The organism is Nonomuraea sp. 10N515B, from assembly GCF_052245915.1.
GTDB lineage: Bacteria > Actinomycetota > Actinomycetes > Streptosporangiales > Streptosporangiaceae > Nonomuraea.
This window is the reverse complement of sequence record NZ_JBQQBQ010000007.1, coordinates 1-25,696: the sequence shown is the minus strand read 5'-3', so window position 1 is coordinate 25,696 and position 25,696 is coordinate 1. Positions and strand designations below refer to the sequence as shown.

The window sequence follows — 25,696 nt, the reverse complement described above, 5'->3', positions numbered from 1 at the left end:
ACAACATTCTGGCCGGGTGTGGACCACGGGCAGGTAGTCCGGGATGGATGGCGAAATCGACGCACAGTTCAGATTCGACGACAATCTGATTGTCCGCCATCACGACAAGCTCGAGGTCCGGCACTGGTCGCGGCCGGCCGCACGGACTGCTCTTCGGGTGGACGCCGATGTGACGCAAGACCATCAGGGACCGGACCACGCAGCAACTCGGCCCCGCATAGCAGTCGTTCGGGAGTGTGAACATGGCCAGGGTCAGAGGTTTCAGGCGCAGCGGCGAGGCCCGCGAGGAGGCGCCCGAACACTCGATGGACCCACGCGCCGCAGAAGAGCGTCCGTACCGGCCGACGGTCATCGACAACGCGATCTACCAGGACGGCGAGCGCGTCGACAACCCCGGCTCGCTGGCCGACGCCTTCGAACGCCTCAAGGAGATGCCGGGCAGCATGGCCTGGATCGGGCTGTACCGGCCCAAGGAGTGGGAGCTGGTCAAGCTCGGCGAGGAGTTCGAGCTGCACGAGCTGGCGCTGGAGGACGCCATCGTCGGCTCTCAGCGACCCAAGGCCGACCGCTACGGCGACACGCTGTTCGTGGTGCTGCGCGCCGCCCGCTACCTGGACGACGTGGAGGAGGTCGCCTTCGGCGAGGTGCACGTCTTCATCGGCCCCAACTTCGTGATCACCGTACGGCATGCCGAGGCGCCCGATCTGCACGCGGTGCGCAAGCGCATGGAGTCCGACCCCGACCTGCTCCGGCAGGGCCCGCAGGCGGTGCTCTACGCGATACTCGACACCGTGGTCGACGGCTACGCGCCAGTGGTGGCCGGGCTGCAGAAGGACATCGAGGAGATCGAGGTCCAGGTCTTCGGCGGGGACCCGTCGGTGTCGCGCCGCGTGTACGAGCTGTCCGGCGAGGTCATCGAGTTCCAGCGAGCCACCGCGCCACTGGTCGGGATGATTCACGGCCTCATCGCGGGTGCCGCGAAATACGGAGTCAACGACGAGCTGCAGAGCTACCTGCGCGACGTGGCCGACCACGCGATCACGGTCGCGGAGCGGATCTCGGCCTTCCGGCAGATGCTGCAGAACATCCTGGTCGTCAACTCGACACTGGTGACGCAGGCGCAGAACGCGGAGATGGCGCGCATGACGGAGGCGAGCATCCAGCAGGGCGAAGAGGTCAAGAAGATCTCCGCCTGGGCGGCCATCCTGTTCGCGCCGACTTTGGTGGGGACCATTTACGGGATGAATTTCGACTTCATGCCGGAAACCCACTGGGCGTTCGGCTATCCGTTCGCCATCCTGCTCATGGCCGTCGTCTGTCTCGTCCTCTACGTGGTCTTCAAACGGCGGGATTGGCTCTAGTATGCACGCTCATGATCAATCGTGTATTAGCGGGGACGGCCGCCTGCCTGGCGCTGCTTTCCGGTACGGCCGCAGCGCACGCCGAGCCCATCAAGGGCGCCCCTGAGCTGACCCACAACGAGCTCTACAAGGCGGCCAAGCTTCCGAAGGTCTCCTGCAAGCTGAGCAAGGGCACGAGCTCCGCCTCGACCAGGAAATACGTCACCAAGCTTGTCGGCTGCCTGAACACGGCGTGGAAGCCGGCCATCAAGGATTTCAAGCCGGTCGAGGTGACATTCAAGGGGACCTCCGACAAACGGTCCTGCTCCACCGGCATGGACCTCTCGGGCTCCATGTCGGAGATCTGCGCCACCACCATCAGCGTGCGGCTGGCCGATGACTGGATCAAGGCCAAGGACGATCTCAAGGTGTTCACGTCCATCGTCAGGACGTGGAGCGGGGTCGTCACCGGCCAGACCGGCATCGGCGAGGCATGGTGGTCGCTGGAGAACGGCGCCGTGGAATCCGTCATGGATGAGCACAACCGCCGGTATTACCTGCAGATCGACTGCTTCGCGGGGGTCTCGGCGAAGAGCGTGGGGCGGGTGGTCAAGGACTGGAAGCCCGTCATCAAGGTGCCGGACTTCTGGAAGAACCGATTCCACGGCACGACCGCCAACCGCCTCTCCTGGATCAAGAAGGGGTACGAGTCGGGCCGGCCGGGCGCGTGCAACACCTGGACGGCCGCCGCTTCCAAGGTCGCGTGACAGGGGCGATGGCGTCTATCGAGAAGTCGAGTAATGATCGCCATGAGGCGCGACACCGGTTCCGGTTCCGCAAAGGAGAGTCTCATGGCCGACCATCCGACCAACGACGCCATCGCGCTCATCAGCGGCGCGTTCTGGGGCCGTAACCCGCACGACGAGCTGCGGTGGATGCGGGAGAACGCCCCGGTGTACCGGGATGACGAATCCAACGCGTGGGGCCTGGCCAAACACCGCGACGTGCGATACGCGTCGCTGCACCCGGAGATCTTCTCCAGTGCCGGAGGCATCCGGGTAGAGACCGGCCGGCTGCCCATGATGATCGACATGGACGACCCCGAGCATCTCAGCCGGCGCAGGCTGGTGAACCGCGGCTTCACACCACGCCGGGTCGCCGCGCAGGAGGACCGGATCCGGATGATCTGCGATGGCCTCATCGACCGGGTCTGTGAGCGCGGCACCTGCGACTTCGTGTGGGACCTCGCCGCGCCGCTGCCGCTGATCGTGATCGGTGACGCCCTCGGGGTCGCGCCGGAAGACCGCGAGGACCTCATGAGGTGGTCCGACGACATGTTGCGCGGGTTGACGGGGATCTCCGACGACATGGCGCTGAGCCGCGCGGGTGAGGCGTTCGAGGAATACCAGGCCTACGTGAGCACGGTGATCGCCGATCGCCGCGCGGGGCCGCGGGAGGACCTGATCAGCGTGCTGGTGCACGCCGAGACCGACGGCGAGCGGCTCGACCACGACTCGCTCGTGTACGAGTCGCTGCTCATTCTGATCGGCGGGGACGAGACCACCCGGCACGTCCTGTCCGGAGGCGCGTACCAGCTCTTTCAGCATCCGGAGCAGCGCCGGAAGCTGATCGACGATCCGGAGGGCATTCCCGTCGCGGTGGAGGAGATGCTGCGCTGGGTGTCACCGATCAAGAACATGAACCGCACCGCCACCCGGGACGTCGAGCTGGGCGGCCAGCTCATCCGCAAGGGTGACAACGTCCTGCTGCTCTACCCCTCGGCCAACGGCGACGCCGACGTCTTCCCCGCCCCGGACCGCTTCGATGTGGGACGGCGGCCCAACGACCACATCGCGTTCGGGCTCGGCGGCCACTTCTGTCTCGGCAACAGCCTGGCCCGGCTGGAGTTACGGGTGATGTTCGAGCGGTTGCTGTCCCGCCTCCCGGACATGGAGCCGGTCGAGGAGGAAGAGCCCGCCTACCGCGCCGCCAACTTCGTCTCCGGGTACGAGTCCATGCCCGTGCGCTTCACCCCCGCTCCTCCGGTGGGCGACGGCGGATAGCCGGGGGTGAGCGCGAGCTCGTTCTTCACAGCAGAACGCTGATGCGGCGCGCGGAACGCATCTCATAGCGTGGGGGCCCATGACGCTCCTATTCGACGGCACGCCCCAAGGAGGGCTCGGGTGAGGCTCGCGACACTGCGGCTGCCGCGCCGGACGACGGCCGCCCGCATCGACGGTGACCACGCTGTGGAGATCGGCGCGCCCGACGTCGGCGCGTTGCTGGCCGATCCGCAGTGGCGGGAGATCGCGGCCACCGCCGACGGCCCCAGGCATCCGCTGTCCACGGCCGATCTCGCGCCCGTGGTGCCCCGGCCCGGGAAGATCATCTGCGTGGGGCTCAACTACCGCAACCACATCCTGGAGATGGGGCGGGAGCTGCCCGAGCATCCGACGGTGTTCGCGAAGTTCGCCGAGGCGCTGATCGGGCCGTATGACGACATCGTGCTGCCGGCCGTCTCCCAGGCCATGGACTGGGAGGCCGAGCTAGCGGTGATCATCGGTACGACGGCGCGGCACGTGCCCGCCGAGCAGGCGCCGGCGTGCATCGCGGGCTACTCGGTGTTCAACGACGTGACGGCCCGGGACTACCAGAACCGCACGCTGCAGTGGCTCCAGGGGAAGACGTTCGAGGCCACCACGCCGTTCGGCCCCTATCTCGTGACACCGGACGAGGTGGACGGGGCTCCGATGACCATGGTGTGCGAGGTGGACGGGGAGGGGATGCAGCAGGCGGACGTCGGCGACCTGGTGTTCTCGCCCGCGGAGCTGATCGCCTACCTGTCGGAGATCCTCACGTTGCGGCCGGGCGACGTCATCGCCACCGGCACGCCCGGCGGCGTGGGGCATGCCCGCAAGCCGCCGCGCTACCTGGCGGACGGCAGCAAGGTCGTGACGCGGATCGCCGGGGTCGGGGAGCTGGTGAACACCGCCCGCCGCCATGGCCGATGAGTGCCGACCGGCGCGCGGGAGACAGGTGTGGTCGTGAGTGAGGTGCTGGTCGTCGGCGGTGGGATCGGCGGGCTGGCGGCGGCCTTCGCGCAGGCCAGGGCCGGGCGGTCGGTGCGGGTGCTGGAGCGCTCGCCCGAGTTCGGCGAGGTCGGCGCGGGCCTGCAACTGGGCCCGAACGCCACGCGCGTGCTGGCCACCTGGGGCCTGCTCGACCGGGTGGTCGCGGCCGGGGTGCTGCCCCGGCGGCTGGTCTTCCGCGACGCCCTGACCGGCGAGGAGCTCACGCACCTGGACCTGGGCGAGGAGTTCAGGCGGCGGTACGGGGCGCCATACGTCGTGGCACACCGCAGCGACCTGCACGCCATCCTGCTCGACGCCTGCGCCGAGGCAGGCGTCGAGCTGCTGAACGGGCAGCACGTCGAGCGGGTGACGACCGAGGGCGAGCGGGCGCGTGCCCACTGCGTGGACGGGTCGGTGCACGAGGGCAGCGTGGTGGTGGCGGCGGACGGGCTGCAGTCGGGTCTGCGCGCACAGCTGGCGTCCGACGAACCCGAGAATTCCGGATATGTCGCCTACAGAGGCACGTGTCCGCTTCCGGAGGACTTCGACACCGCGGACGTGGTCGCGTACATCGGGCCCGAGTGCCACTTCGTCCAGTACGCCCTGCGCGGCGGCGAGCTGCTCAACCAGGTCGCCGTCTTCCGCGGCCCCGGCGAGCTGGAAGCGACCTTCGACGGCTGCTGCGCGGAGATCGGCAAGGGCCTGCCCTACCTGTGGCGGGACCGCCACTGGCCCATGCTCGACCGGCCGCCCATCGACACGTGGGTACGGGGACGGCTGGCCCTGCTCGGGGACGCGGCCCACCCGATGTTGCAGTACCTGGCCCAGGGCGCCTGCCAGGCGATCGAGGACGCCCACGTCCTGGCCGAGCAGGCGGCGGGCGGGGACTGGGACCGGGCGCTGGCCGCCTACCAGGAGATCCGCGTCCCGCGCACGGCGCGGGTCCAGACCACGGCCCGGCTGTGGGGCGACATCTGGCACGTGGACGGGGTGGCGAGGGTGCTGCGTAACGAGTTGTTCCGCACCAGGGACATGGCGAGCCACACCTACGTCGACTGGCTGTACGGCAGCTGAACGGGGCCGTCCGGCGTGTGGACGGTCACGACGTCTCCGGATGCGGACAGCCTGGCCTCGCCCGGGACGATCATCGTCAGCACGCCGGGCGCCTCGGGGGACAGCACGGTGACCGCCTCCGCGGTACGCAGGTACCCGGTGCACACCAGCCCGGGACGCACCGCCTGCCCGTCCCCCGGCAGCTGGAGCAGCGTCACCCGCCGGTCCCCGTCGCCGAGCACCACCGCGCCGTCGCCCCGGGAGACCACCTCCAGCGCCGGGTCGAAGTGCCACAGGCTGCGAAGCGTCCCGCGCCGGACGGTGTCGCGCACGGCCATCAGGTCGGGCCCGTGGTTGACGAGGACGTGCCGGGTCCTCCGCACCCCGTAGGCCTCGTCGGCCAGCTCGAAGGCCTGGCGCGACGGCCCGATCGTGGAGCCGGTCAGGCGGGTGGCCGTGCCGGGCCTGAAGGTCCCGGTGACGACCGGCACGTTGTGCGCCTCGGGCGAGCGGGTCCACTCCACGAAGCCGGTCCGCTCGTAGGAGTGGAACCCCGCCTCCACCAGGATCCGGCGGCCTTGGGCGCTGTAGGTGACGCCCAGGTGATCCTCGTGCCCGTGCAGCCGCCGCCCCGCGCCGAACCTGATCGAGTAGTAGGCGGCATGCGGATCGTCCCAGGCGGTCCGCCCGAAGACGTACCCGCCGTCGAACACCCGCACCACCGGCCCGTCATGGGGAAACCCGTCCGCGCGCACGTCGGCCGGGCTGTCGCCGATGGGGACGAGCCGGCCGTCCGGCTGGGTGGCGTGCGCGATGTACGCCTCCAGCGCCGTCCGCCTGGCCACCAGCCGCTCCGGCGGCTCGGCGCCGCTCTCGCGGATGGCCCGCAGGGCGATGCCGAGCCGGCGGTGCACGTACAGGCCGTAACGGGGGGCCTGCTCGTGCAGCACGCCCTGGGCATCGATGGCCAGCTCGGCGGAGGCCGTCATCCTGCGCACGGCCAGGTCCCGCCAGCGGGCGCGGCCCAGCCGGCAGCCGACGACCAGCAGCCCGATGTCCTGGTCCAGGCCGTGGTTGTGGCCGGCCCGGTAGAGCGCGGGGTCGGCGAAGATCTCGCCGTGCTCGGCCAGGCTGTCCCACAGGACGCCGGTGCGGAGGTGTTCGCTGAGACACACCAGCACCGGGGCGCGCAGGGCGACCGCGTGCTCGGCCCACGCCCACGGGCTGATCCCGTGGCCGCCGCGCGGGTTCTCGCGGATCCAGTGCTCGGCCAGGGCGCGGGCGCGGTCCAGGTACGCGCTCTCGCCGGTCCGCTCGTACGCGGCGACCAGGCCGCCCAGCCAGCGCAGGGTGTGCAGGTTGAGCGCCCAGGAGCGGTTGCCGAGCGGGTTCGCGGTCCAGTCGACGTCGGCGCCGAGCTCGACGGGCGGCAGCCCGGCGAACGTGACCCGGCCGCGCATCACCTCCTCCACCTTGATCACGGGAAACCGGTCGCTCAGGCAGATGGCCCTGCCTGAGGTCGTGCGGGCACGCCAGAACACCTCGCGGCTCCTGTTGCGGGGGGAAGGGTCAGGGAAGGTCGGGGCCGCGGTCGGTCCAGCCCGCGCCGAGCACGATCTCGGAGCGGCCGCCGCTGTCCACGCTGGACAACACCTGTGAGGTGGCCTGGTCGATGATCAGGGTGCGCCGGCCGCCGGAGGGCAGGCCGAAGGAGAACGCCTCACCGGCGCGGCCCCGCGTGTCCGTACGGGCGCCGAGGTAGCGGACCTCGGGCAGGTCGGCGAGCGCCCGGTAGGCGGCGGCGCGCACGGCCGGAGCGGACGGCTTGGTCCACAGCAGGCCGGCGAGCGCGTCGGCGAGGAGCCGTTCCGAGCCGGTGGGCAACATCGCGGCAACCCGCTTCCGCAGCGCGCCCGGCTCGGCCGGGAGGCTCTGGATCTGCTGGACCGTCAGGTCCCGCCCGGCCATGCTGAACGGCGACCTGCCGGTCACGCGCGTGATCCTGCCCTGTTCGGCGGCCCATGCCTGGCCCTGCCTGGTCACCCAGAGCTCGGTCACCCGGCCGTCATCGTGCAGCTTCTTGACGTGCCAGTACGTCCCGCCCGATCCGGAGGCGGCCGTGGTGGCCGCCGCGAGCAGGATCGACCGGCCGGACAGCTCTTGGGGCTGGTGGACGGTGAAGACCAGGGCGAGCGCCGCCGCCACGGCCGGGACGACCGCCAGCCATGACAGCCGCCGGCGGCGGCGCCGGGCCACCACCCGCCGCCACACCCGGTCCTGGGCGTCCGGGCCGGGCCGCGGCCGGCCGTACAGGTCGCGGACGAGCTCGAGGTCATCCATGGACCAGCACCGCCTCACCGAGCAGGGCGCGCAGCTTCTTCCGTGCCCGGCTCAGCCGGGAGCCGACGGTGCCGTACGGGATGCCGAGCGCGGTGGCGATCTCGTCGTGGCTCAGCCCGGCGAGCGCGACCAGCAGCAGCACGTCCCGGTCGCGCCGGTCCAGCTCCGCGAGGGCGGCGGCCAGCTCGGGGCGCAGGCTCTGGGCGCTGACCCGGACAGCGACCGCGTCCTCATGCCCCGGGGAGTCCCCGTCGGGGCCGCAGCGGCCGAGCGCGCGCAGGGCGCGGGCCTCGAGGCGGCGGTGTTTGCCGATGAGCTTGGTGGCGATGCCGTATAACCAGGTGCGTACGGCCGCGCGGGACGGGTCATAGGTGGCGCGCTTGCGGAACGCGATGAGGAACGTCTCCGCGACGACGTCCTCGGCGTGGTCGGGGCCGAGCCGTTGGGCGACATAGGTGTGGATCTCCCCGAAGTAGGCGCCGAACACCTCGGCGAACCCGTCGGCGTGCAGGGCCCCGGGCGCGCGGGCGGCCCACGGCACCGCCGTCGCGATGGTCTCCCCCGTCATGTGCAACCTTCCGATGTATCAGTGGTCGTTTGTTATCTCCCGATACACCGGTTTGCTTTCACGGCTCCCCCGCGAGGAAGCGGCGCACGTCGGCGATCTCGTCGTCGAGCAGGCCGGCCGGCAGCGCCTCGAACGGCCGCACGCTCACCTGCGCGCCCTTCCTCCCCCAGACACCCTTGATCACGCCGTCCACCAGCACGACGGGCCGCAGGACGCCGCCGCCGGGGAACACCTGCTTCGCGTGCTCGGCGGCCAGGATCGGGTCCCTGCTCCGCCAGCCCATCAGGTATTCGTCGAACGCGGGCAGCAAGCGTGCCCCCGGCCCTTCGCGGTCGGGCGGCGGCTCCTCCGCGCTCAGGCCCCAGGCCGCGCGGGCCTGGCCGAGCGGCAGGCCCGCCCAGGCGGCCAGGTCCTCGGGCGCGGCGGGGTGGTGGGCACGGCGGTAGCGGATGGCCAGCTCTTTGAGCGCGCGTTCGCGGTCAGGCTCGGGGACGATGGGAGCGCCCAGCCAGTCGGCCGCGTGCACGTAGGTGGGTTTGCCCGCGCGGAGCGGGCCCAGCACGGCCAGTCCGTGGTACGCGGCCAGCGCCACGAGGGCGACGATCCCCTGGCCGTGGGCGCGGCCGGCCAGGCGGTCCTCCAGGTCGGCCTTGGTGAGCGGGCCCTGGCCGTCGAGCGTTCCCGCGATGAGGCCGAGGGGGTCGTCGGCGGTGACGCCTTCCTCGCGCAGGCGGCGCAGGATGTGCGTGTCGCGCCTGGTCAGTGCGTGGACCCAGGGCAGGTCGTCGATGTGGGCGAAGTGGAGTGTGCCGCGCGGGCCCCAGGTCCTGACGATCTCGCGACCGTGCCAGGCGGCCTCGACGTCCGCCGGGCTGAGGGTGGCCGAGCGGGCGCGGAAGGCCAGAAGGGCGGCGGGCACGTCCTGGGCCTGCACGGCCCCCAGGCGTCGGACGATCTCGCCCGCGGTCAGGCCGGACGGGCGGTGCAGGAGTTGTGCCTCGATGCTTCTCATCGCGTGGATCATCGTAGGAGCAGTCGCCGGCGCAGGCGAGTGGTGGGCACCCGCTGCGCCGCCGGCGTACGCGTACCGGCTGGTAGCCGCGTTGGGTTCCGTGAGTGTCGGTCGGACGCCGTACCTTAGTGCGCGTGCCCGAACAGCCCTTGACCCTCGACGCCGTCCTCACCGACGAGGCGGTGCTGTCCACCTACCGCCGCATGTTCGCCGCGCTGGCCCGCGACAGCGGCGCCGTGGTGGACGACCCGGCCCTGGTGGACATCGCCGAGACGCTGTTCGCGGCGTTCGCGGAGGCGGGCGAGGAGTGGCTGACGCACGAGCAGATGCGCTTCGCCTGCCGGGCCTACCCGAGCGACCAGTTCGACAACCGGCTGCGGGCGCTCAAGGGGCTGGGCGCGATCCGCGAGGTGTTCCCCAAGCCCAACCAGCTGCGTTATCGGGCGTCGTTCACGAGCGTGGTCGGGCTGATGTTCATCCGCCGGATGATGGACGACGGCGGGCAGTCGGAGATGCACCGGCTGCTGGCCCTCGAGGACCTCAATGTCGCCGACCCGCGCACCACGATGGAGGAGGCCAGGCAGAGCGCGGTCAACCTGGCGCGGGCGTTCCGGCTGTGGGCGCTGGAGCTGATCACGCTCACCACGGGCACCATCGAGGAGCTGCGCGAGCAGGCGCCCAAGCTATGGGGCACCGAGGAGATCGCCCGGCGCGCGCAGGGGCTGCATGGCACGATCCTGACCCGCTGGCCCGAGCTCGACCGGGTGTGCACCGATCTGCGGGCGGCGATCTACTCCTACAGCGACGCCTCCCGCCGGGCCGCCGGTCGCCTGGCCGACTCGGCGGGCACCACGCGCAATCTGACGTTGCTGCCGACGGAGACGTGGCGGACGTTCGCGCAGACCGCCACGAAGGAGCGGCTGGCCGCCGTGCTCGACGGGTTCGTGTTCGACGCGCCGGCGCCGTGGCACGACCCGGCCGCCATCGCCCGCGCCGTGGACGAGGCGCCGCGACCGGCACCAGCCCAGCCCACTCCCCCGCGCTCCACCCTGCCCGATCCCGGGCCTTCCGACGCGCTCGACTCCTCACCGGGCGCGGCGATGGAGCGGCTTCGATCGGTGGCCGAGTCGTTGCTGGGCGGCGCCTCCCGGGTGGCGCTCGCCGACGTGCTCGGCCCCGACTGGCCGTCGGCCCGCCGCCTCCTGGCCGACCTGACCACGGTCGACCTGCGTCCCGAGCTGCCCTACCGGCTGGCCTGGTCCGATGAGCTGACGATCGATCCCGGCCGCGAGCCGGCGTGGTTGTCGCACGGATGGCTGGAGCGGGTCCAATGAGCACGACGGACAAGCCCGGCGCCGCGCAGACGCTTGCCGGGGCGATCGAGGGGCAGGTCGCGCATGCGCGGGCCCGTTCGGGCGGGCCGCTGCCGCTCGGGGCCTCGGTGGCCGCGCCCGCCGGGATGGTGCGCCTGACGTGGCCGGACTCCACCGGGCATGCCGTGCCGGTGTGGCCCGACGGGGTGACGCCGTCGTTGCTGGACGAATACCAGGTGGCGGCCGTCCCCGTGGAGCGGGCCGGCGAGACCAGACGGGTTCTGGCCGCCGTGCTGAAGTGTTGCTGGACGGACCTGTCCGTGGATCCGTGGCCGGGGGATCCGGCGCCCGTGGAGCTGGTGCTGGACACCTACCGGGCGTTGATCGGGCGTACCGACGATCTGATGCGCAACTGGGCGATCGGGGCGCTGCGTCGCCTGCACGACTCGGCGTGGATCGTCCTGGACGACGGCGTGGTGGTGCTGGGCCCGCGTTGCGCCCTGTGGCCGGTGGAGTCGCACGCGCAGCTCCAGGAGCTGGTGCGGCGCCTGCCCGAGCCGGAGCGGCCCGATCTCACCGTGGTGCGCGACGCCGACATCGTGGCCGCCGCCCGCCCCACCGAGGCGGCCCCTTCTCCGGAGGCGGAGGCCGGAGTGCGCGCCGAGGGCGGCACGGCCGAGTTCGACGATCTGCTGGGCGGCTACGACGAGCGGCGGCGAGCCGAGCTGGTGGCGGCGTTCATGGTGGTGGAGCACGCCGCCGAGCCGGTGCAGGAAGTCCGCTTCGCCGCCCTGCGCGACCCTGCGCTGCGCCGCACGCTGGGCGAGATGCTGGCCCGGCGCGGCCGCACCCTCATCCAGCACCGCGACCGCTGGATCTCCGGCTACGACGACGCCCTCACCACCGTGGAGCCTGGCGCAACGCCGTTGGGGGTGAGCGAGCGGGCGGTGCTGACGCTGGTGCTGGTGCACTCGGTGGCCATTCCGCGGGCCGAAGGTCTGCTGCCCGAGGACTCGTGGTTGTCGCCGCACCCCACCCCGGCCGACGAGCTGCGCCGTCACACGCAACTGCCGATCGGCGAGCTGGAGGCGGCGCTTCGGACGCTGCGGCACGCCGGGCTGCTGAGCCAGGTGAAGGCGGGTGAGGAGGCGGGCGGCTATGTGCCGGGGCCGCAGTTCCACCGGCTCACCCCGGCGGCGCGGCGGCGGCTGCAGGAGGAGCTGATCCTGGCGGCGGGGCCGAACACGCCGCTGGCGGTCGCTGTCCGGGCGCGGAGGTCCGCGCAATGAGCATGTTCTCTGGAAGGTCTACGGGGGTCACAGGTGTCGCAGGTGGAGAACGTCGTCGGGGACCGGGTGCTGATCGCCGTGCAGGCGGTCAACATTTCGCGGCTGTCGACCCATCCGGTGCCCACCGTCCCCGGCACGCTCATCGTCGTGGCGGGCGCCGGGCCGAAGGACTCCAACGGCGCCGGTAAGTCGTCGTTCATCGCCTCGATCACAGCGCTGCTCGGGGACGAGCAGTGGCGCTTCGCCTCGGGCGCCAAGGCGGTGTCGGAGCTGCTGTTCAACGCCGAGCTGGCCAGCGGGGCGGGCGCCCGCCAGTGGGCGAGCGCCGACCACGGCTACATCGTGGGCGTCTTCGCCCCGCCCGGCATGGAGGGCTTTCCCGCCGAGGCCTACGGCACGCGAGCGGTTGCCGGCCTCAGCACGTCCGCCGCAGGGGCGTCGAGCTTGCCCGCCCTCACGACGCCTCCCAGCTCCACGGCCGTCGCCGTCGCCACGCCTCCCGGCTCCGCGGACGGCGCGGGCGTCGCGACCGGCGCGGGCGTCGCGACCGGCGCGGGCGGCGGGACGGGCGCGGGCGTCGAGAGCGGGGCGGGTGGCGCCGCTGCGGGGGCGGATCGCGGGGCGGAGGACCCCGGGGAGCTTGTTCTGGGAGGGCCCGATGGCGAGGGGGCGGGGGAGCTGTTCGAGGTGCCGGACACCTCCGGCGGCGCACTCACCGTCTGGTTGAAGGTCAACCAGGAGGCCCCGCACCTGGAGATCCGCTGGCGGGAAGGTGTGCACCTGGCGGCCGCACCGTCGGAGGCGGAGCGGGTGGCGCGGGCCGACGAGATCTGGGCGTCGCTGCCCAGGTCGGCCGGGCGGCGCGACGTGGTGGCCCGCGACCTCACCAAGGTCCTCTACGGCGACCGGATCAGGTGTGTGTCGTTCCTGTCCACGTCCGTGCGTAGCAAGGTGGCCACCAACCTGCTCTCCCAGCCGCTCAACGAGATCTCCCCCGAGCGGGTCTTCGAGGCCATCGCCGCGCTCACCGGCCTGGACGCCGAGCTGGAGCAGGAACGCGAGGCCCGCAGGGACGAGCACGCCAAGCGGGTGCGCGCGGCGCAGGCGGGCGACCGGCTGGCCGAGTTCGAGGCGGAGTCGAAGGCGTTGCTGACGACGTTCGACCGGCGGGATCAGGCGAGGATCCGCCTGGCGGACGCGTTGCGGTGCTGGCGCGGCAGGCAGGCGCGCAGGCTGGCCGACGCGGCGGCCAAGGACGAGTCGCTGGCCGCCGACCTCGAAAGGCACCGCGCGGCCGGCGAGACGGCGGCCGAGGCGATCGCCATGGTGAAGGCCGAGATCACCACGCTGAGGGAGGACACGCTGGACCGGCAGGTGTCGCAGGCCCGCAAGGAGCTGGCGTCGCTGCAGGCCAGAGCCGCCAAGCTGGACGCGGACCGCGCCGTGGCCGAAAACTCCGCCGACGAGCTGCGCGGCCAGACCCAGGCCCTCGAGGAGACCCGCAGGTTCGCCGACGGGCGTGACGTGCCCACGGCCGAGGGGGAGCTGCGGGAGGTCCGGCTCCGTCTCAACGAGGCGCTGAAGGCGTTGGGCGTGGCCGACCAGGAGATGCACTCCGCCCAGGCGGCGCTGGACGACGCGGAGGGAGGCCCGGCGGCGGCCCAGCTCAACGCGCTGGCGGCGGCGGGCGTCGGCGCGACCGGCCTGCTGGACGCGCTGGACGTGGCCGAGCAGGCGCGTGAGGCCGGGCAGCCGGACGGCCTGCGCGGGTGGCCGCACGAGCACGCCGTGATCGTGGATGCCGCCCAGCTCTCCTCGGCGGCCGACGCCCTCGCGGCGTTGCCCGGGTCGGTGCTGGTCAGCGCGGCCGGGGTGAGCGTGGTGGGGGCGTTCGACGGGGTGGCGACCGGGCGGGAGGCCCGGATCAAGGCGGCCGAGCAGCGGCTGCACCGGGCCAAGGACACGCAGGAGACGGCGGCGCAGGCCGTACGCGATGGGGAGGAGGCCGTCGCGGAGGCGCAGCGGCGGCTGGAGGGGGCCAGGGCCGGGGTGCGGCTGGCCGAGGTCGAGGCGAAGCTGAGCGAACGGCGGATCCGGCTCGGCGAGCTCAACACCGCGATCGAGGAGCTGGCTCCTAAGGTCGCCGAGGCGGAGCGGCTGGCGGGGGCGCTGGACTTCCGGGCCCGTACGCGGGACATGGAGATCGAACGGCTGGAGGGCCGGCGGCAGCGGCACGAGAGCGAGCGGGCGCAGGCCCGCGACCAGGAGACGAAGGTCGCCGCCGAGCGGGAGGCGCTCAAGCTCGCGGCGTTGGCCGCCGACTGGGGCGGCACGGTGGAGACCGCCCGCGAATGGCTGGACACGCTGGCGGAGGAGGAGCGGCCGCGCACGGCCGAGGAGTGGTGGCGGATCGCCGAGCGGCACTTCGATCAGGCGTTGCGCGACACGTTCCCAGAGGAGGACGCGGAGATCCCTGAGGAGCTGCGGTTCCTGCTGAGCGAGCGGGGCGGGAGCACGGCGCGGGAGCAGGCGACGTTCGCGGCGGTGTGCGGCGCGCTGGCGTCGTACCTGCGAGGTCAGGAGGAGTACGAGCGGCACCAGCGGCGGCAGATCGAGGCGCAGATCGTCTCCAGGCAGCGCGACCTGGCGGCGGCGGCCAGGGGCGCGGAGGAAGCGGCGCAGTCGACGGCCGTGCACCGGGCGGCGCTCACGGCGGCGATCAAGGCGCGGCTGACGCGGGTGGCGGAGGAGTTCGAGAAGCTCGACACGTCCTACGGCGGTTACGGCGCGACGTTGGAGTTCCCCGTGCCCCCCGCGCCTGCCGATCCCGAGCAGCGCTGGCAGTGGCGCGTGACGCCGAAGTGGCGGCGCGGCGAGGGGCAGGGGTTCGTGCCCTACAACCGGCGGGCCAACACCGCGCTCATGGACGAGAAGGCCGTCAAGCTGGTGTGCGCGGCGGCCATCGCGTCGTCCGGGGGCGGGCATCTGTGCCTGGTGCTCGACGAGCTGGGCCGCAACCTGGGCAAGGAGCACCGCAGGGAGGCGGTGGCGCTGTTCAGGAGGATCGGCGAGACCTACGGGATCACGGTGATCGGGGCGTTGCAGGACGACATGGAGCCGTACGCGATCGACGCCTGCGGCCAATACGTCAAGCTGCGGCGCTCGTCGGACGCGATGCCGTACAACGAGCCTCCGGTGATCGTCGGGCACGACCAGCACGCGGAGCGGGTGCGAGCGCTGGCGGCGTACGTCGACCGCAGCTGACGCGGCCTCCCAAGAGGTCACGCGCCGCGGACCGGCGGGCCGGTGTAGGAGGCGCGCAGGCGCAGGAGGGTGCCTCGCTCATACTCCTCCATCGCGTGCGCCAGCCACCCCGCCACCCTGGCGACCGCGAAGACGGCCTCCCCTGCGCCCCTGACCATTCCGCTGACGGCGGCGAGGATGGCGAGGGCGAAGTCGATGTTGCGCTCGGGGAGCCGCCGCCGGCGCATCTCCGCCAGCACGGCCATGCCCGCGGCGATTCGCTCATGTCCCGGCGCGGCCTCCTTGACCAGGTCGAGCAGGAGGCCGCCGCGACCGTCGCCGTTCTTGTAGATGCTGTGGCCGAAGCCGGGGATGCGCTCGCCGCGCCGCACCCGCTCGGCGACCGCCCGCGCGGCCTGGCCGGGCTCGGCGATCTCGGCGAGCAGCCGCTCGGCTCCGTACGACGCGCCGCCGTGCAAGGGGCCGCCGAGCACGCCGAACCCTGTCAGGACCACGGCGTACGGGTCGGCCTTCGCGGAGGCGGCGACCCTGGCGGCCAGCGTCGAGGCGGCCAGCTCGTGGTCGGCGAGCAGCACGAGCGCGGCCCGCAACGCGTCGAGCAGGGCCGGCGGAGCGGGGTGCGGGCACAGGCGGGACCACAGGCGCTCGGCGATCGACTCCCCCTGCGGCTCGCTGAGCTGGGGCAGCGCATCGACCAGCCCGGCGATCAGGCGGCGGCCGGTGGCGGCGACGGAGGCGGGGTCGAGCTGGTAACGCAGGGAGTCTGACGCGCCGAGGACCGTGGTGATCACTTGCAGGCGGTCGAGAGGCAGGAGGTCGTCCGGGAGCCCGCGCTGGGCCACGACCGCAGCCTGCAACGCGCCCGGCTCGCACCGCCACGACATCACCCCGGCATCGGGCGCTGGGCCGGGGTCGCGCTGCCGCGCCATCGCGGGCGAACCGGCGGACGCGCGATGTCGCGGCTGCTGCCCGTCGCCCTGTGGCTCCGCAGGGGCAGCCGGCCGCCCTCGGCGTGGGCCCGGCAGCACGCTGGGGTCGGCGGTCCAAAGCCATTCTGCGACCGATTCAAAGGCGGTCGTCCCGGCCAGCTCCAGCGCGTCGACCCCCCGGTAGTAGGGACGGTCGACGCCGAGGGCGGTGACGGCCGACTCGATGACGAGCTCCGGCGGCTGGCTGCGCGGCCGTCCCCGCCGGGCGAGCCGTTCGATCTCCTCAGCGGAGAAGAGGCTGCGCCGCCCGTCGTCGCTTCGCCGCCGCTGCAGCACTCCCCTGCTCACGTACGCGTAGAGCGTGGCGGGCTTGACCCCGAGCCGTTCGGCCGCCGTGGCCGCGTCGATCCACTCCACTCTAGCCTCCATATTGATGAAAATCAATATTGATCCATGTTGAGCACGCGTGTCAACGTGGGGGCATGCCAAAGGTTCATTTCCTGGATGTGACCAACCGGGACGGCGTGCAGACCGCGCGCACCGGCCTGTCGAAGTTCGGCAAGACCATGGTCAACTTCTATCTGGCCAGGCTCGGGGTGGCGCAGTCCGAGATCGGTTTCCCGTTCCTCTTCCACGAGGTCCCGTACGTGAAGGCGCAGCTGGCGCTGGCCGAGGCGGGGGCGTTCGGTGAGCTGCGGTTGTCCGGCTGGTGCCGGGGCGTGCCGCAGGACGTGGAGCGGGCGGCGCCGCTCGGACTCAAGCACTACAACCTGTCCATCTCGACGTCCGACTACATGATCCAGAACAAGTTCCGCGGCCGGCTGGACAGCGGCGCGATCATCAGGGAGATGACGGCGGCGGTCCGTGTGGCCAAGGACGCGGGCGCGCTGACCGTGGGGGTGAACGCCGAGGACGGCTCGCGTACCGATGACGGCTTCCTGCTGGAGTTCGCGCTGGCGGCCAAGCAGGCGGGCGCCGACCGGGTGCGCTACTGCGACACGATCGGCGGCGACACGCCCGACCGGATCCGCGAGCGCTTCGCGAAGCTGGCCTCGGCCACCGCGATGCCGGTCGAGACGCACTGCCACAACGACCTGGGCCTGGCCGTGGCCAACTCGGTGTCCGGCGCGCTCGGCGACCTGGACGCCGGGCAGGACGCGTGGATCAACACGTGCGTGAACGGCATCGGCGAACGTTCCGGCAACGCCGACCTGCTGTCCACCATCCTGGCCTTCGAGCACGGCTTCGGGCTGAACGCCGAGATCGGTGACGCGCTCGACCTGTCCTGGGCACGCCGGTTCGGGTTGTGGGCGAGTTACGCGTTCGGGCAGCCGCTGCCGTACAACCAGGTGGGGGTGGGGCGCAATGCGTTCGCGCACGAGTCGGGCATTCACGCCGACGGCGCGCTGAAGGATCATGGTAACTACGAGCTGTACGACGAGGCGACGCTGGGCCCGTTCCCCGAGGACTGGCACGCGAGGAGCGGGCGGGTCGTGCTGACCGGCGAGTACGGCGGGAAGGCCGGGTTCCGGCACGTCATGGAGGGGCTCGGGGTCGAGGTGGCAGAGGACGAGGATCTGGCGTTCCGGCTGGTCCAGCTCTGCAACGCCATGACCGGCAGGCCGCTCACCGACGATGAGCTGCGCCTGATCGCGACTTATCCCCGCGAGTTGTCCCTGCTCTTCCCCGGCTACGAAGGCGACTGACAACACGACGGGCCGGCAGCGTGCCCTGCGAAGTCACGCCGCCGGGGCGGGCGAGCAGGCCCTCAACCGCGGCTGACGTTGGCGATGAGCAAGCGGAGCAGGTGTCTGACGGTGGTGTGCTGTTCGGGGGTCAGGCCCATGGCGTCGCCGATGGCGAGGGGCACCGTGCGCGCTCGTTCGCGAAGCCTCGTGCCCGCCTCCGTGAGCGTGATGGCCACTGATCGCTCATCGTCGGCGCGTCGTTCGCGGCGGATCAGGTTGCCGGCTTCGAGGCGCTTGAGGAGAGGGGACAGCGTGCTGGACTCCAGCTGGAGTGCGGCGCCCAGCTCCCGCACCGATACCGAGCCCTGCTCCCACAGCACGAGCATGACCAGGTATTGGGGATAGGTCAGCCCGAGCTCCTCCAGCAGGGGGCGGTATCGCGCGGTGACCGACCGCGAGGCGGCGTCGTTCCGCTGGTGCAGCAGGTGCTCTTCTACCCGGTCACCGACGCGAGCTTCGACACCGGCTCCTACCACCGGTTCGCCACCGGCTACTTCCTGCGCCGCGACGCCATGCAGTGGTTCTGGGACCAGTACACCACCGACGACCTGGCCGGCCTGCCACCGGCCCTGGTCATCACCGCTGAGGCCGACGTCCTCCGCGACGAGGGCGAGGCGTACGCCAACAAGCTGCGCCAGGCCGGTGTCCCCGTCACGGCCGTCCGCTACCTGGGCATCATCCACGACTTCGTCATGCTCAACGCCCTGCGCGAAACCCATGCCGCCGACGCCGCCATCAACCAGGCCATCAGCACACTGCGCACCGCCCTCGGCAGCGCATGAACCAGGCCACCTGTGCGGAACAGGGGCCCGCACAGGTGGAGGGGCACCCGCCCGCAGCCCCTCTGGGCCGGACTAGAGCGCCCCGTCGCACCCTTCCGTGAGGCCCTTGGCCGGGTTGGTGCTGGTGCCGGTGCTCTTCTTCGGGGTCTTCTTCGGGGCCGGGCTGGACGGCACACCGGGCGAGGCGGTGGCGGCGAGGGCCGGCTTGGGCGCGGACGAGTCGCGGATGGCCTTGGCCGAGATGGTGCGGATCTTCTCCCAGTCGGGGTACCCGGTGTTGATCAGCGGCGGCACGAACTGCACGCTCGTCACCTTCGCGTTCTTGACCTTCAGCGCCAGCGGCACGAGGTGCGTGAGCCAGCGCCGCGGGATGTCGGTCCTGATCAGCTCTTTGGTGGCCAGCGCGATCTTGTTGAACCTGGTCAGCACCGTCCCCGGATCCGCCTGGTCGAGCAGGGCGCCCAGCACGCAGCGCTGGCGGCGCATCCGGGTGTAGTCGTCGCTGTTGGTGCGCGAGCGGGCGTACCACATGGCGTCGGCGCCCTTCAGCTTGCGCGTGCCGGCCTTGACGAGGCCCTCGTTGTACTTGCCGAAGACGACGTCCGTCTCGACGTTGATCGTGATGCCGCCGATGGCGTCGATGAGGCGGGCGAAGCCCCACATGTTGACCAGGGCGTACCAGTCGACCTTGACGCCGAGGGTGTAGCCGATCGTGTCCATCAGGACCTTGGGGCCCTGGTGCTGCCTGCCGCCGAAGATCTCCGGGTGCGCGTCGGCGTACTCCCAGACGCTGTTGAGCAGGTCGCTGCGCCCGCCGGCGGCGTCGGGCGGCAGCCGGAACCCGTTGGGGAACCGCACGGCCATGGGCGTGCCCGGCCGGAACCGCACGTTCTCCAGGTTGCGCGGCAGGCTGAACAGCACGGTGTTGCCGGTCTTCACGTCCACACTGGCCAGGTTCATGCTGTCGGTACGCACGCCGACCCGGTGATCGTCGGCGTCGCCGCCGAGGAGCAGGATGTTGACCCGCTGCCGCCCCGCCCACGGATCCTCGGGCTTCGGCTGGGCCAGGGCCGGCGACTCGCCGTCGGACGGGTTTTCCTGGAAGATGTCGTTGAGCGTCTGCTGCGAGGTCCACACGAACTGGCCGACCCACCCGAACGGCAGCATCACCACGACCGCGAGCAGCCCGGCCACCGTGCCGCTGACGATCTGCCCGTTCTGCGGCAGCCGCCCCGGCCGCAGCACCACGAACGAGTGCACGATCAGACCGAACCACGCCAGCCCGAGGATCCCGGCGCCGACGATGATCGCGGTCAGCCGGGAGTTGTCGATCAGCGAGCCTGCGAGGTTGTCGAGGTCGTTCATCAGCCACACCGCGAGCAGCGCCAGCAGCCCCGCGGCGTAGCAGGAGATCAGGACGAGGCCAGTCTTGCGCCAGCCGGCGCGCAGGTGAGCCGCCCCCGGCGCCAGTGCCGAGAGCATCAGCCAGCCGAGGACCTCACCGGCACTCACCGGTCCCTTCGCCTGCTGCACGCCATCCCCGTTTCCCCGTGTGCCGACCCTAGGCATGAATTGAGTCGGCAGCCTACGCATGGAATACGAAATATGTCTTTATCGGAGAGTGAACATCAGTAACCGAATAAAGTTCGGACATGCCCTTCTCTGAGATCGAGTACGGCGTGGCCGATCGCATCGCTACCATCACATTGAACCGCCCCGATCGCCTCAACGCGTTGACCTTCGCGATGCGCGGCGAGTTGGCCGAGGCGTTCGACCTCGCCGACGCCGACGACGAGGAGGCGAACTTCCCGATGAAGGTGAGCCGGGATCTGCCGTCGGGTGTGCCGTTCTGGCCGGAAAATCCTTATCGTGGCTAACATGTACGAGGTCACCACGCTGCGACTCCCGGACGACTTCGAGGGCGAGGTCGTCGCGACGCTGGTCTCCAGGACGGCCGGATCCCGCAAGGCAGTGCTCTACCTGCACGGGTTCACCGACTACTTCTTCCAGGACCACCTGGCCGACTACTACCTTCAGCGCGGCGTCGACTTCTACGCGCTCGACCTGCGTAAATACGGCCGCTCATTGCTGCCGCACCAGACCAGGGGCCTGATCAGGAGCGTCACCGACTACTTCCCCGAGATCGACGAGGCCGTACGGATCATCAGGCGGGACCACGACGAGCTGACGATCAACGCGCACTCGACCGGCGGCCTGATCGCCCCGCTGTGGGCCGACCGGGTGCGCGGCCGCGGCCTGGTGCAGGGTCTCGTGCTCAATAGCCCGTTCTTCGACCTCAACGTGCCCGCGCCGCTCCGCGTGGCCGCCGACCTGCTCAAGACGCCGATGTCGTACACGCGCAGGGCGCTCCCGCTGGGCATCAGCACCGCGTACGGGCAGACCCTGCACCGCGATCACCACGGCGAATGGGACTACGACCTGGAGCTCAAGCCACTGGGCGGGTTCGCGGTGCACGCCACGTGGCTGGCCGCCATCCGCCGCGCCCAGCGCCGCCTGCACGCGGGTCTCGCGGTTGACGTGCCCGTCCTGGTGCTCTGCTCGACGACGGGCCTGAAGGTGCGCGACTTCGTCCCGGAGGCGCGCTCGGCCGACGTCGTGCTCGACCCGCGGCAGATCGCCCGCTGGGCCACCTCCGTCGGGCCGCACGTCACGTGCGTCCGCATCCAGGACGGCGTGCACGACCTGGTGTTGTCGGCCGAGCCCGTGCGCAAGCAGGTGTTCGCCGAGCTCGACCGCTGGATGAACGCCTTCGTCTACCAGGGGAACGAGAACAGCCCGTAGTAGGCCGCCGCCACCATCAGCAGCCCGGTGCCGCCCAGCACGCCCGCGACCGCGACGTGCTGCCAGCGGCTCGGCTGCATGCCCTCGCGCAGCGCCGACACGAACGCCGCCACCGCCGTGACCTCCTGGATCAGCATGAGCACGGCCAGCACTCGCACGACCAGCCACCCGGCCAGCACGGCCGGCCAGGCCCCGGCCTGGTTGATCGAGAACATCACCAGCAGCGCGATGAACGCCACCACCGACACCAGCAGGCCCAGGCTGGTCCACGCGATCCTGACCAGCCGCCGCCTGATCGGCCGCCACAGGCGGGCGTTGCTCTCGACGGTCAGGTGGCCGCGGCCGCGCAGCCGTACGAGGACGGCGGCGACGGGTCCGGCCACGTAGCCGACCGCGGCCAGGCAGATCGTCAGGCCCAGCATCGTGCCGCCCGCGTACCAGGGGGCCTCGGGCACGTCGCTGGCCTCGAACCGCTGCACCGGGGTGGCGCCCGCCATGTGGATCGCGGGCTTGGCGGTGGTGGGCAGGCCGGTGATCCAGTTGGTGAGGGTCTCCAGGTAGCCCTGGGTGAACGGGCCGCCCTGGACCCGCATGGCGTGGTCGCCCTTGGCCATGAACCGGATCGTGTAGTGGTCGTTGTCCGCCTTGTCCATGGCTGTGATGAGCGCCTTTGTGGACTCGACGAAGGGGATCGAGGGGTCGGTGGTGCCGTAGAACGCCAGGACCGGCTGCTTGATCTGGCTTAAAGCGGGCATCGCGTCGTAACGCAGGAAGTTGAAGCCGACCCCGCCCATCGCCCTGGTCAGCAGGTCGCGCGCGCCGACCGGGGCACGCAGCCTGAGCAGCTGCTCGTTCAGCGCCCAGGCGACCTGACGCAGCGGCGAGACGTTCGGCGAGGACACCAGCACCACGAAGCCCACCGCCGCGCTCTTGGCGGCCGCGATCGGGACCACCCAGCCGCCCTCGCTGACGCCCCAGATCCCGACCCGCGTGGGATCCACCTCGGGCAGCGTGCGCAGATACTCCACCATGCGCAGCGCGTCGTCGGCGAGCAGCCCGAAGTCGCGCTCGCGGAAGTTGTAGCCGATCGTGCGCTTGTCGAACGCGATCGTCACCACGCCCGCCTTGGCCAGGAACTCCGCCTGCGGCGTGAACTCCGTACGCGAGCCGTTGCCCGACCCCGACACGAACACCATCGCCGGATGCCGCCCGGGCGTCGTGGGCATCCGCAGCGTGCCTTCCAGTCGCTGGCTTTCGGCGGGAAGCGAGATCTCCTGCCTGCGGACAGGCGCGAGCGCCACCACCGGCCGCACTTCGCCCGCCGGCTGCGGCGCGATCGCCTGGAAAGCTGGATCCACCTTGAGCGGCGGCGGATCGAACGCGGGCGGCAACACATAGCCGACCGTCGCAAGAGCCACCAGCACCAGACCGGCGGCTACGCTCAAGGTGCCACGGCCTGTGCGCATCGGCCTCCCCATGTGCGTTGTTTTGCCCGCTCCGATCTTCCAGCCTACTCCTGGCGGGTGGGGCGACAGGGACCGCTTTTGTCGGTGAGAACTGTTAGCTTCCTGCGACATGCGGATCCTGCACACCTCCGACTGGCATCTGGGGCGCACCTTCCACCGCGAGAGCCTGCTCGCCGCACAGGCGGCGTTCGTCGATCACCTGGTGGAGACGGTGCGGGCCGAGCGGGTCGACGTGGTCGCGGTCGCCGGCGACGTCTACGACCGGGCGTTGCCGCCGGTCGACGCGGTCGCCCTGCTGGACGAGGCGCTCGGCCGGCTGGTGTCGGCGGGGGCGCGGGTGGTGCTGATCAGCGGCAACCACGACTCGGCGCTGCGGTTGCGGTTCGGCTCGGCGTTGTTCGAGGCGGCCGGGGTGCACGTGCGCACGGCGCCGGATCTCGCCTGGGAGCCGGTGCTGGTGGACGGGGTGGCCTTCTACGGCATCCCCTACCTGGAGCCGGAGCTGGTCCGCGCGCCGTGGGAGCTGGCCGACCGCAGTCACACCGCCGCGATCACGTACGCGATGGACCGGGTCAGGGCCGATTCCGCACGCCGTCGCGCGTCGGTGGTGCTGGCCCACTGCTTCGTGACCGGAGGGCAGGCCAGCGACAGCGAGCGGGACATCAGTGTCGGCGGGGTGGCCCACGTGCCGCTGGCGGCCTTCGACGGGGTGGACTACGTGGCGCTGGGGCACCTGCACGGGCGGCAGCGCATGGCGGAGACCGTGCGTTACTCGGGGTCGCCGCTGGCCTACTCCTTCTCCGAGGTGGGGCAGGTCAAGGGGTCGTGGCTGGTGGAGCTGGGCTCTTCGATCGCGTTCGTGCCGGCGCCGGTGCCCCGGCCCGTCGGGCGGCTGCGCGGGGCGTTGGAAGAGCTGCTGACAAACCCGAAATATGCCGATCTCGAAGGTCATTGGCTGCAGATCACCCTCACCGACGCCGTCCGCCCCAAGTCCGCCATGGACCGGTTGCGCGCCCGCTTCCCCCACACCCTCGCCCTCTCCTTCGACCCCGTCGGCGCGGTGCCGTCGGCCCAGCCCCTGCGCGTGAGCGGGCGGCCCGAGGCGGAGGTGGCGCTCGATTTCGTCAAGGAGGTCCGCGGCGAGCCTGCCGCACCTGAGGAGGAAGACCTGCTAAGACAGGCGATCGAGGCGTCGAGGGCGAAGGAGACGATGGCATAGATGCGGCCGCACCGGCTCACGCTGACGGCGTTCGGGTCCTTCCCCGGCACCGAGACGGTCGATTTCGACGCCCTGGCCGAGGCCGGCCTCTTCCTCGTCCACGGACCCACCGGGGCGGGCAAGACCACAATCCTCGACGCGTTGTGCTTCGCCCTCTACGGACAGGTCCCCGGGCAACGCAACAGCGCCCGCAGCCTGCGCTGCGACCACGCCCCGTCCTCGGCCGGGCCGTCGGTCACCCTGGAGGTGTCGATCCGCGGCCGCTTACTCCGCATCCAGCGCTCGCCCTCCTGGCAGCGGCCCAAACTGCGGGGCACGGGGTTCACGGAGGAGAAGGCCAAGGTCGTCGTCTCGGAGCGGCGCGGGACCTCTTGGCATGGCCTGACGACCCGGCTGGACGAGGCGGGAGATCTGGTGGGCGGGCTGCTCGGCATGAACGCCGACCAGTTCTGGCAGGTGGCCATGCTGCCCCAGGGGGATTTCGCCAAGTTCCTGCGGGCGGACGGGGAGGAGAGGGCGAAGCTGCTGGAGCGGCTGTTCACGGTCAAGGTGTTCACGGCGGCGGAGTCGTGGCTGGCCGAGCAGCGCAAGCTGGCCTGGCGAGCGGCCCAGGACCTGCGGCAACAGGTGGACTTCGCCATCCAGCGGGTGGAGGAGGCAGCGGGCGACGACCTCCGCATCCAGCGCGTGGAGGAGGCGGCAGGCGACGACCTCCGCATCCAGCGCGAAGAGGAGGCGGCAGGCGACGACCTCCGCACCGCACTCACGCCCGCGCCCCTCCCCCCGACCGGGCCCCCACAGGCTCTCTTCGACGTGCCATCGGCTTCCGGCGCCGGCCCGGCCGGTCGGTCCGGCGACGGTGGCGATGTGCCGCCGACACCTGACGCGGACCCGTTGCGATGGGCCGGGGCGTTGCTCGACGCCGCGCGGGCCGCCGTGGTGCGGACTGATGAGGACCACGAGACGGCGGGGCAGGTGTTGCGTGCGGCACGGCTGCGCTTCGACCAGGCCGCCGCCCTCGCCGACCGGCAACGCCGCTACGGCGAGGCACTCACCGCCCGCCGCAGGCTCGACGAGCGCGCCGACGAACGAGCCGACCTGCAGGCCATCCTCGACGACGCCGCCCGAGCCGACCGCGTGATGCCCCTCATCACCGCGACCAGGCAACGCGAGGAGGCCGCCGCCAAGACCCGCACCATGGCCGCCGACGCCCTATCCCGAGCCCGTCCCCTCCTGTCCGGCACCTTTGCCGCCGACGCCCAGGCCCGTGCCCACCCCCTCCCGCCGGACGCCCCTCCGGACTCCGACGTCTCGTCCCAGGCCCGGCCCTTCTTGGCCGACGCTCTCCCGAACCCCGGCCCAGGCCCCGACCTCGGCCTCGCAAACGGCCGCACTGCCCGGGCAGGCGGCGCGTTCCGTGCCGATGGCGCTGGCCGTGCGGAAGGCGCTGGCCGTGCCGACGGCGCGTTCTGTGCCGACGGCGCTAGCCGTGCCGACGGC

At 71.6% G+C, this 25,696-nt stretch carries 22 protein-coding genes; 14 read left to right on the top strand and 8 right to left on the bottom strand.

What is annotated here, in order from left to right:
• The first annotated feature begins 242 nt into the window (after positions 1–242).
• The 5 genes from corA to ACTWQA_RS12020 all read left to right on the top strand — a co-directional run bounded on the left by corA (position 243) and on the right by ACTWQA_RS12020 (position 5,485).
• Positions 243–1,361: a magnesium/cobalt transporter CorA gene (gene corA / locus ACTWQA_RS12040; protein WP_443159318.1), complete on the top strand. Its 1,119-nt coding sequence runs from the start codon at positions 243–245 to the stop codon at positions 1,359–1,361.
• Between the two features lie 11 nt (positions 1,362–1,372).
• Complete coding sequence (locus ACTWQA_RS12035; RefSeq protein WP_443159317.1) at positions 1,373–2,107, top strand: hypothetical protein; 735 nt, start codon at positions 1,373–1,375, stop codon at positions 2,105–2,107.
• A gap of 84 nt (positions 2,108–2,191) precedes the next feature.
• A complete protein-coding gene (locus tag ACTWQA_RS12030; protein WP_443159316.1) occupies positions 2,192–3,403 on the top strand; it encodes a cytochrome P450 in 1,212 nt (403 codons plus the stop codon).
• A 120-nt stretch (positions 3,404–3,523) separates the two neighbouring features.
• A complete protein-coding gene (locus tag ACTWQA_RS12025; protein WP_443159315.1) occupies positions 3,524–4,351 on the top strand; it encodes a fumarylacetoacetate hydrolase family protein in 828 nt (275 codons plus the stop codon).
• A gap of 33 nt (positions 4,352–4,384) precedes the next feature.
• Positions 4,385–5,485 (top strand): FAD-dependent monooxygenase, encoded by a 1,101-nt coding sequence (locus ACTWQA_RS12020; protein WP_443159314.1) that lies wholly within the window; start codon positions 4,385–4,387, stop codon positions 5,483–5,485.
• Here ACTWQA_RS12020 and ACTWQA_RS12015 read toward each other — a convergent pair.
• Genes ACTWQA_RS12015 through ACTWQA_RS12000 form a run of 4 tightly spaced genes read right to left on the bottom strand, consistent with a single transcriptional unit; the run spans position 5,458 to position 9,384 of the window.
• The gene (locus ACTWQA_RS12015; RefSeq protein ID WP_443159313.1) at positions 5,458–7,005 is read right to left on the bottom strand and encodes a heparinase II/III domain-containing protein; all 1,548 of its coding nucleotides are present in this window, start codon (positions 7,003–7,005) and stop codon (positions 5,458–5,460) included. The genes ACTWQA_RS12020 and ACTWQA_RS12015 overlap by 28 nt on opposite strands.
• 28 nt (positions 7,006–7,033) lie before the next feature.
• Positions 7,034–7,804: a hypothetical protein gene (locus ACTWQA_RS12010; RefSeq protein ID WP_443159312.1), complete on the bottom strand. Its 771-nt coding sequence runs from the start codon at positions 7,802–7,804 to the stop codon at positions 7,034–7,036.
• On the bottom strand, positions 7,797–8,372 hold the full coding sequence (locus tag ACTWQA_RS12005; RefSeq protein ID WP_305921822.1) for an RNA polymerase sigma factor: 576 nt from the start codon (positions 8,370–8,372) through the stop codon (positions 7,797–7,799). The genes ACTWQA_RS12010 and ACTWQA_RS12005 overlap by 8 nt, the downstream gene beginning before the upstream one ends.
• 58 nt (positions 8,373–8,430) lie before the next feature.
• Positions 8,431–9,384, bottom strand: a complete 954-nt coding sequence (locus ACTWQA_RS12000; protein WP_443159311.1) for a winged helix DNA-binding domain-containing protein — start codon at positions 9,382–9,384, stop codon at positions 8,431–8,433.
• A 134-nt stretch (positions 9,385–9,518) separates the two neighbouring features.
• On the opposite strand from ACTWQA_RS12000, the gene ACTWQA_RS11995 reads away from it, so the two are divergent.
• Genes ACTWQA_RS11995 through ACTWQA_RS11985 form a run of 3 tightly spaced genes read left to right on the top strand, consistent with a single transcriptional unit; the run spans position 9,519 to position 15,250 of the window.
• Positions 9,519–10,718: a hypothetical protein gene (locus ACTWQA_RS11995; RefSeq protein WP_443159310.1), complete on the top strand. Its 1,200-nt coding sequence runs from the start codon at positions 9,519–9,521 to the stop codon at positions 10,716–10,718.
• Positions 10,715–11,986, top strand: a complete 1,272-nt coding sequence (locus ACTWQA_RS11990; protein ID WP_443159309.1) for a hypothetical protein — start codon at positions 10,715–10,717, stop codon at positions 11,984–11,986. Before ACTWQA_RS11995 ends, ACTWQA_RS11990 begins: the two co-directional genes overlap by 4 nt.
• Positions 11,987–12,028: 42 nt before the next feature.
• Complete coding sequence (locus tag ACTWQA_RS11985; protein WP_443159308.1) at positions 12,029–15,250, top strand: chromosome partitioning protein ParA; 3,222 nt, start codon at positions 12,029–12,031, stop codon at positions 15,248–15,250.
• 17 nt (positions 15,251–15,267) lie between these two features.
• Here ACTWQA_RS11985 and ACTWQA_RS11980 read toward each other — a convergent pair whose 3' ends face one another.
• Complete coding sequence (locus ACTWQA_RS11980; RefSeq protein WP_443159307.1) at positions 15,268–16,596, bottom strand: citrate/2-methylcitrate synthase; 1,329 nt, start codon at positions 16,594–16,596, stop codon at positions 15,268–15,270.
• A 65-nt stretch (positions 16,597–16,661) separates the two neighbouring features.
• On the opposite strand from ACTWQA_RS11980, the gene ACTWQA_RS11975 reads away from it, so the two are divergent.
• The gene (locus ACTWQA_RS11975; protein WP_443159306.1) at positions 16,662–17,885 is read left to right on the top strand and encodes a LeuA family protein; all 1,224 of its coding nucleotides are present in this window, start codon (positions 16,662–16,664) and stop codon (positions 17,883–17,885) included.
• Between the two features lie 62 nt (positions 17,886–17,947).
• Here the strand turns inward: ACTWQA_RS11975 and ACTWQA_RS11970 are convergent, their stop codons facing one another.
• On the bottom strand, positions 17,948–18,253 hold the full coding sequence (locus ACTWQA_RS11970) for a MarR family winged helix-turn-helix transcriptional regulator (protein WP_443159305.1): 306 nt from the start codon (positions 18,251–18,253) through the stop codon (positions 17,948–17,950).
• Between the two features lie 90 nt (positions 18,254–18,343).
• Between ACTWQA_RS11970 and ACTWQA_RS11965 the strand changes: the two genes are divergently transcribed.
• Positions 18,344–18,709 (top strand): alpha/beta hydrolase fold domain-containing protein, encoded by a 366-nt coding sequence (locus tag ACTWQA_RS11965; protein WP_443159304.1) that lies wholly within the window; start codon positions 18,344–18,346, stop codon positions 18,707–18,709.
• 72 nt (positions 18,710–18,781) lie between these two features.
• Here the strand turns inward: ACTWQA_RS11965 and ACTWQA_RS11960 are convergent, their stop codons facing one another.
• Entirely contained in the window at positions 18,782–20,221 is a 1,440-nt protein-coding gene (locus ACTWQA_RS11960) for an LCP family protein (protein WP_443159303.1), read from the bottom strand.
• A 140-nt stretch (positions 20,222–20,361) separates the two neighbouring features.
• On the opposite strand from ACTWQA_RS11960, the gene ACTWQA_RS11955 reads away from it, so the two are divergent.
• A complete protein-coding gene (locus ACTWQA_RS11955; RefSeq protein WP_443159302.1) occupies positions 20,362–20,586 on the top strand; it encodes a hypothetical protein in 225 nt (74 codons plus the stop codon).
• A gap of 1 nt (position 20,587) precedes the next feature.
• Positions 20,588–21,511: an alpha/beta hydrolase gene (locus ACTWQA_RS11950; protein ID WP_443159301.1), complete on the top strand. Its 924-nt coding sequence runs from the start codon at positions 20,588–20,590 to the stop codon at positions 21,509–21,511.
• On the opposite strand, the gene ACTWQA_RS11945 is transcribed toward ACTWQA_RS11950, so the two are convergent.
• The gene (locus tag ACTWQA_RS11945; protein WP_443159300.1) at positions 21,484–22,977 is read right to left on the bottom strand and encodes an alpha/beta hydrolase family protein; all 1,494 of its coding nucleotides are present in this window, start codon (positions 22,975–22,977) and stop codon (positions 21,484–21,486) included. The genes ACTWQA_RS11950 and ACTWQA_RS11945 overlap by 28 nt on opposite strands.
• A gap of 109 nt (positions 22,978–23,086) precedes the next feature.
• Between ACTWQA_RS11945 and ACTWQA_RS11940 the strand changes: the two genes are divergently transcribed.
• On the top strand, positions 23,087–24,196 hold the full coding sequence (locus ACTWQA_RS11940) for an exonuclease SbcCD subunit D (protein ID WP_443159299.1): 1,110 nt from the start codon (positions 23,087–23,089) through the stop codon (positions 24,194–24,196).
• Positions 24,197–25,696 (top strand): AAA family ATPase (locus tag ACTWQA_RS11935; RefSeq protein WP_443159298.1); only part of this gene is annotated, 1,500 nt, incomplete at its 3' end.

Bases quoted from the DNA above. Each gene is read 5' to 3' on its own strand.
- corA (WP_443159318.1), top strand. From the start codon at position 243: ATGGCCAGGGTCAGAGGTTTCAGGCGCAGCGGCGAGGCCCGCGAGGAG.
- ACTWQA_RS12035 (WP_443159317.1), top strand. From the start codon at position 1,373: ATGATCAATCGTGTATTAGCGGGGACGGCCGCCTGCCTGGCGCTGCTT.
- ACTWQA_RS12030 (WP_443159316.1), top strand. From the start codon at position 2,192: ATGGCCGACCATCCGACCAACGACGCCATCGCGCTCATCAGCGGCGCG.
- ACTWQA_RS12010 (WP_443159312.1), bottom strand. From the start codon at position 7,804: ATGGATGACCTCGAGCTCGTCCGCGACCTGTACGGCCGGCCGCGGCCC.
- ACTWQA_RS12005 (WP_305921822.1), bottom strand. From the start codon at position 8,372: ATGACGGGGGAGACCATCGCGACGGCGGTGCCGTGGGCCGCCCGCGCG.
- ACTWQA_RS12000 (WP_443159311.1), bottom strand. From the start codon at position 9,384: ATGAGAAGCATCGAGGCACAACTCCTGCACCGCCCGTCCGGCCTGACC.
- ACTWQA_RS11990 (WP_443159309.1), top strand. From the start codon at position 10,715: ATGAGCACGACGGACAAGCCCGGCGCCGCGCAGACGCTTGCCGGGGCG.
- ACTWQA_RS11975 (WP_443159306.1), top strand. From the start codon at position 16,662: ATGCCAAAGGTTCATTTCCTGGATGTGACCAACCGGGACGGCGTGCAG.
- ACTWQA_RS11970 (WP_443159305.1), bottom strand. From the start codon at position 18,253: ATGCTCGTGCTGTGGGAGCAGGGCTCGGTATCGGTGCGGGAGCTGGGC.
- ACTWQA_RS11955 (WP_443159302.1), top strand. From the start codon at position 20,362: ATGCCCTTCTCTGAGATCGAGTACGGCGTGGCCGATCGCATCGCTACC.
- ACTWQA_RS11950 (WP_443159301.1), top strand. From the start codon at position 20,588: ATGTACGAGGTCACCACGCTGCGACTCCCGGACGACTTCGAGGGCGAG.
- ACTWQA_RS11945 (WP_443159300.1), bottom strand. From the start codon at position 22,977: ATGCGCACAGGCCGTGGCACCTTGAGCGTAGCCGCCGGTCTGGTGCTG.
- ACTWQA_RS11940 (WP_443159299.1), top strand. From the start codon at position 23,087: ATGCGGATCCTGCACACCTCCGACTGGCATCTGGGGCGCACCTTCCAC.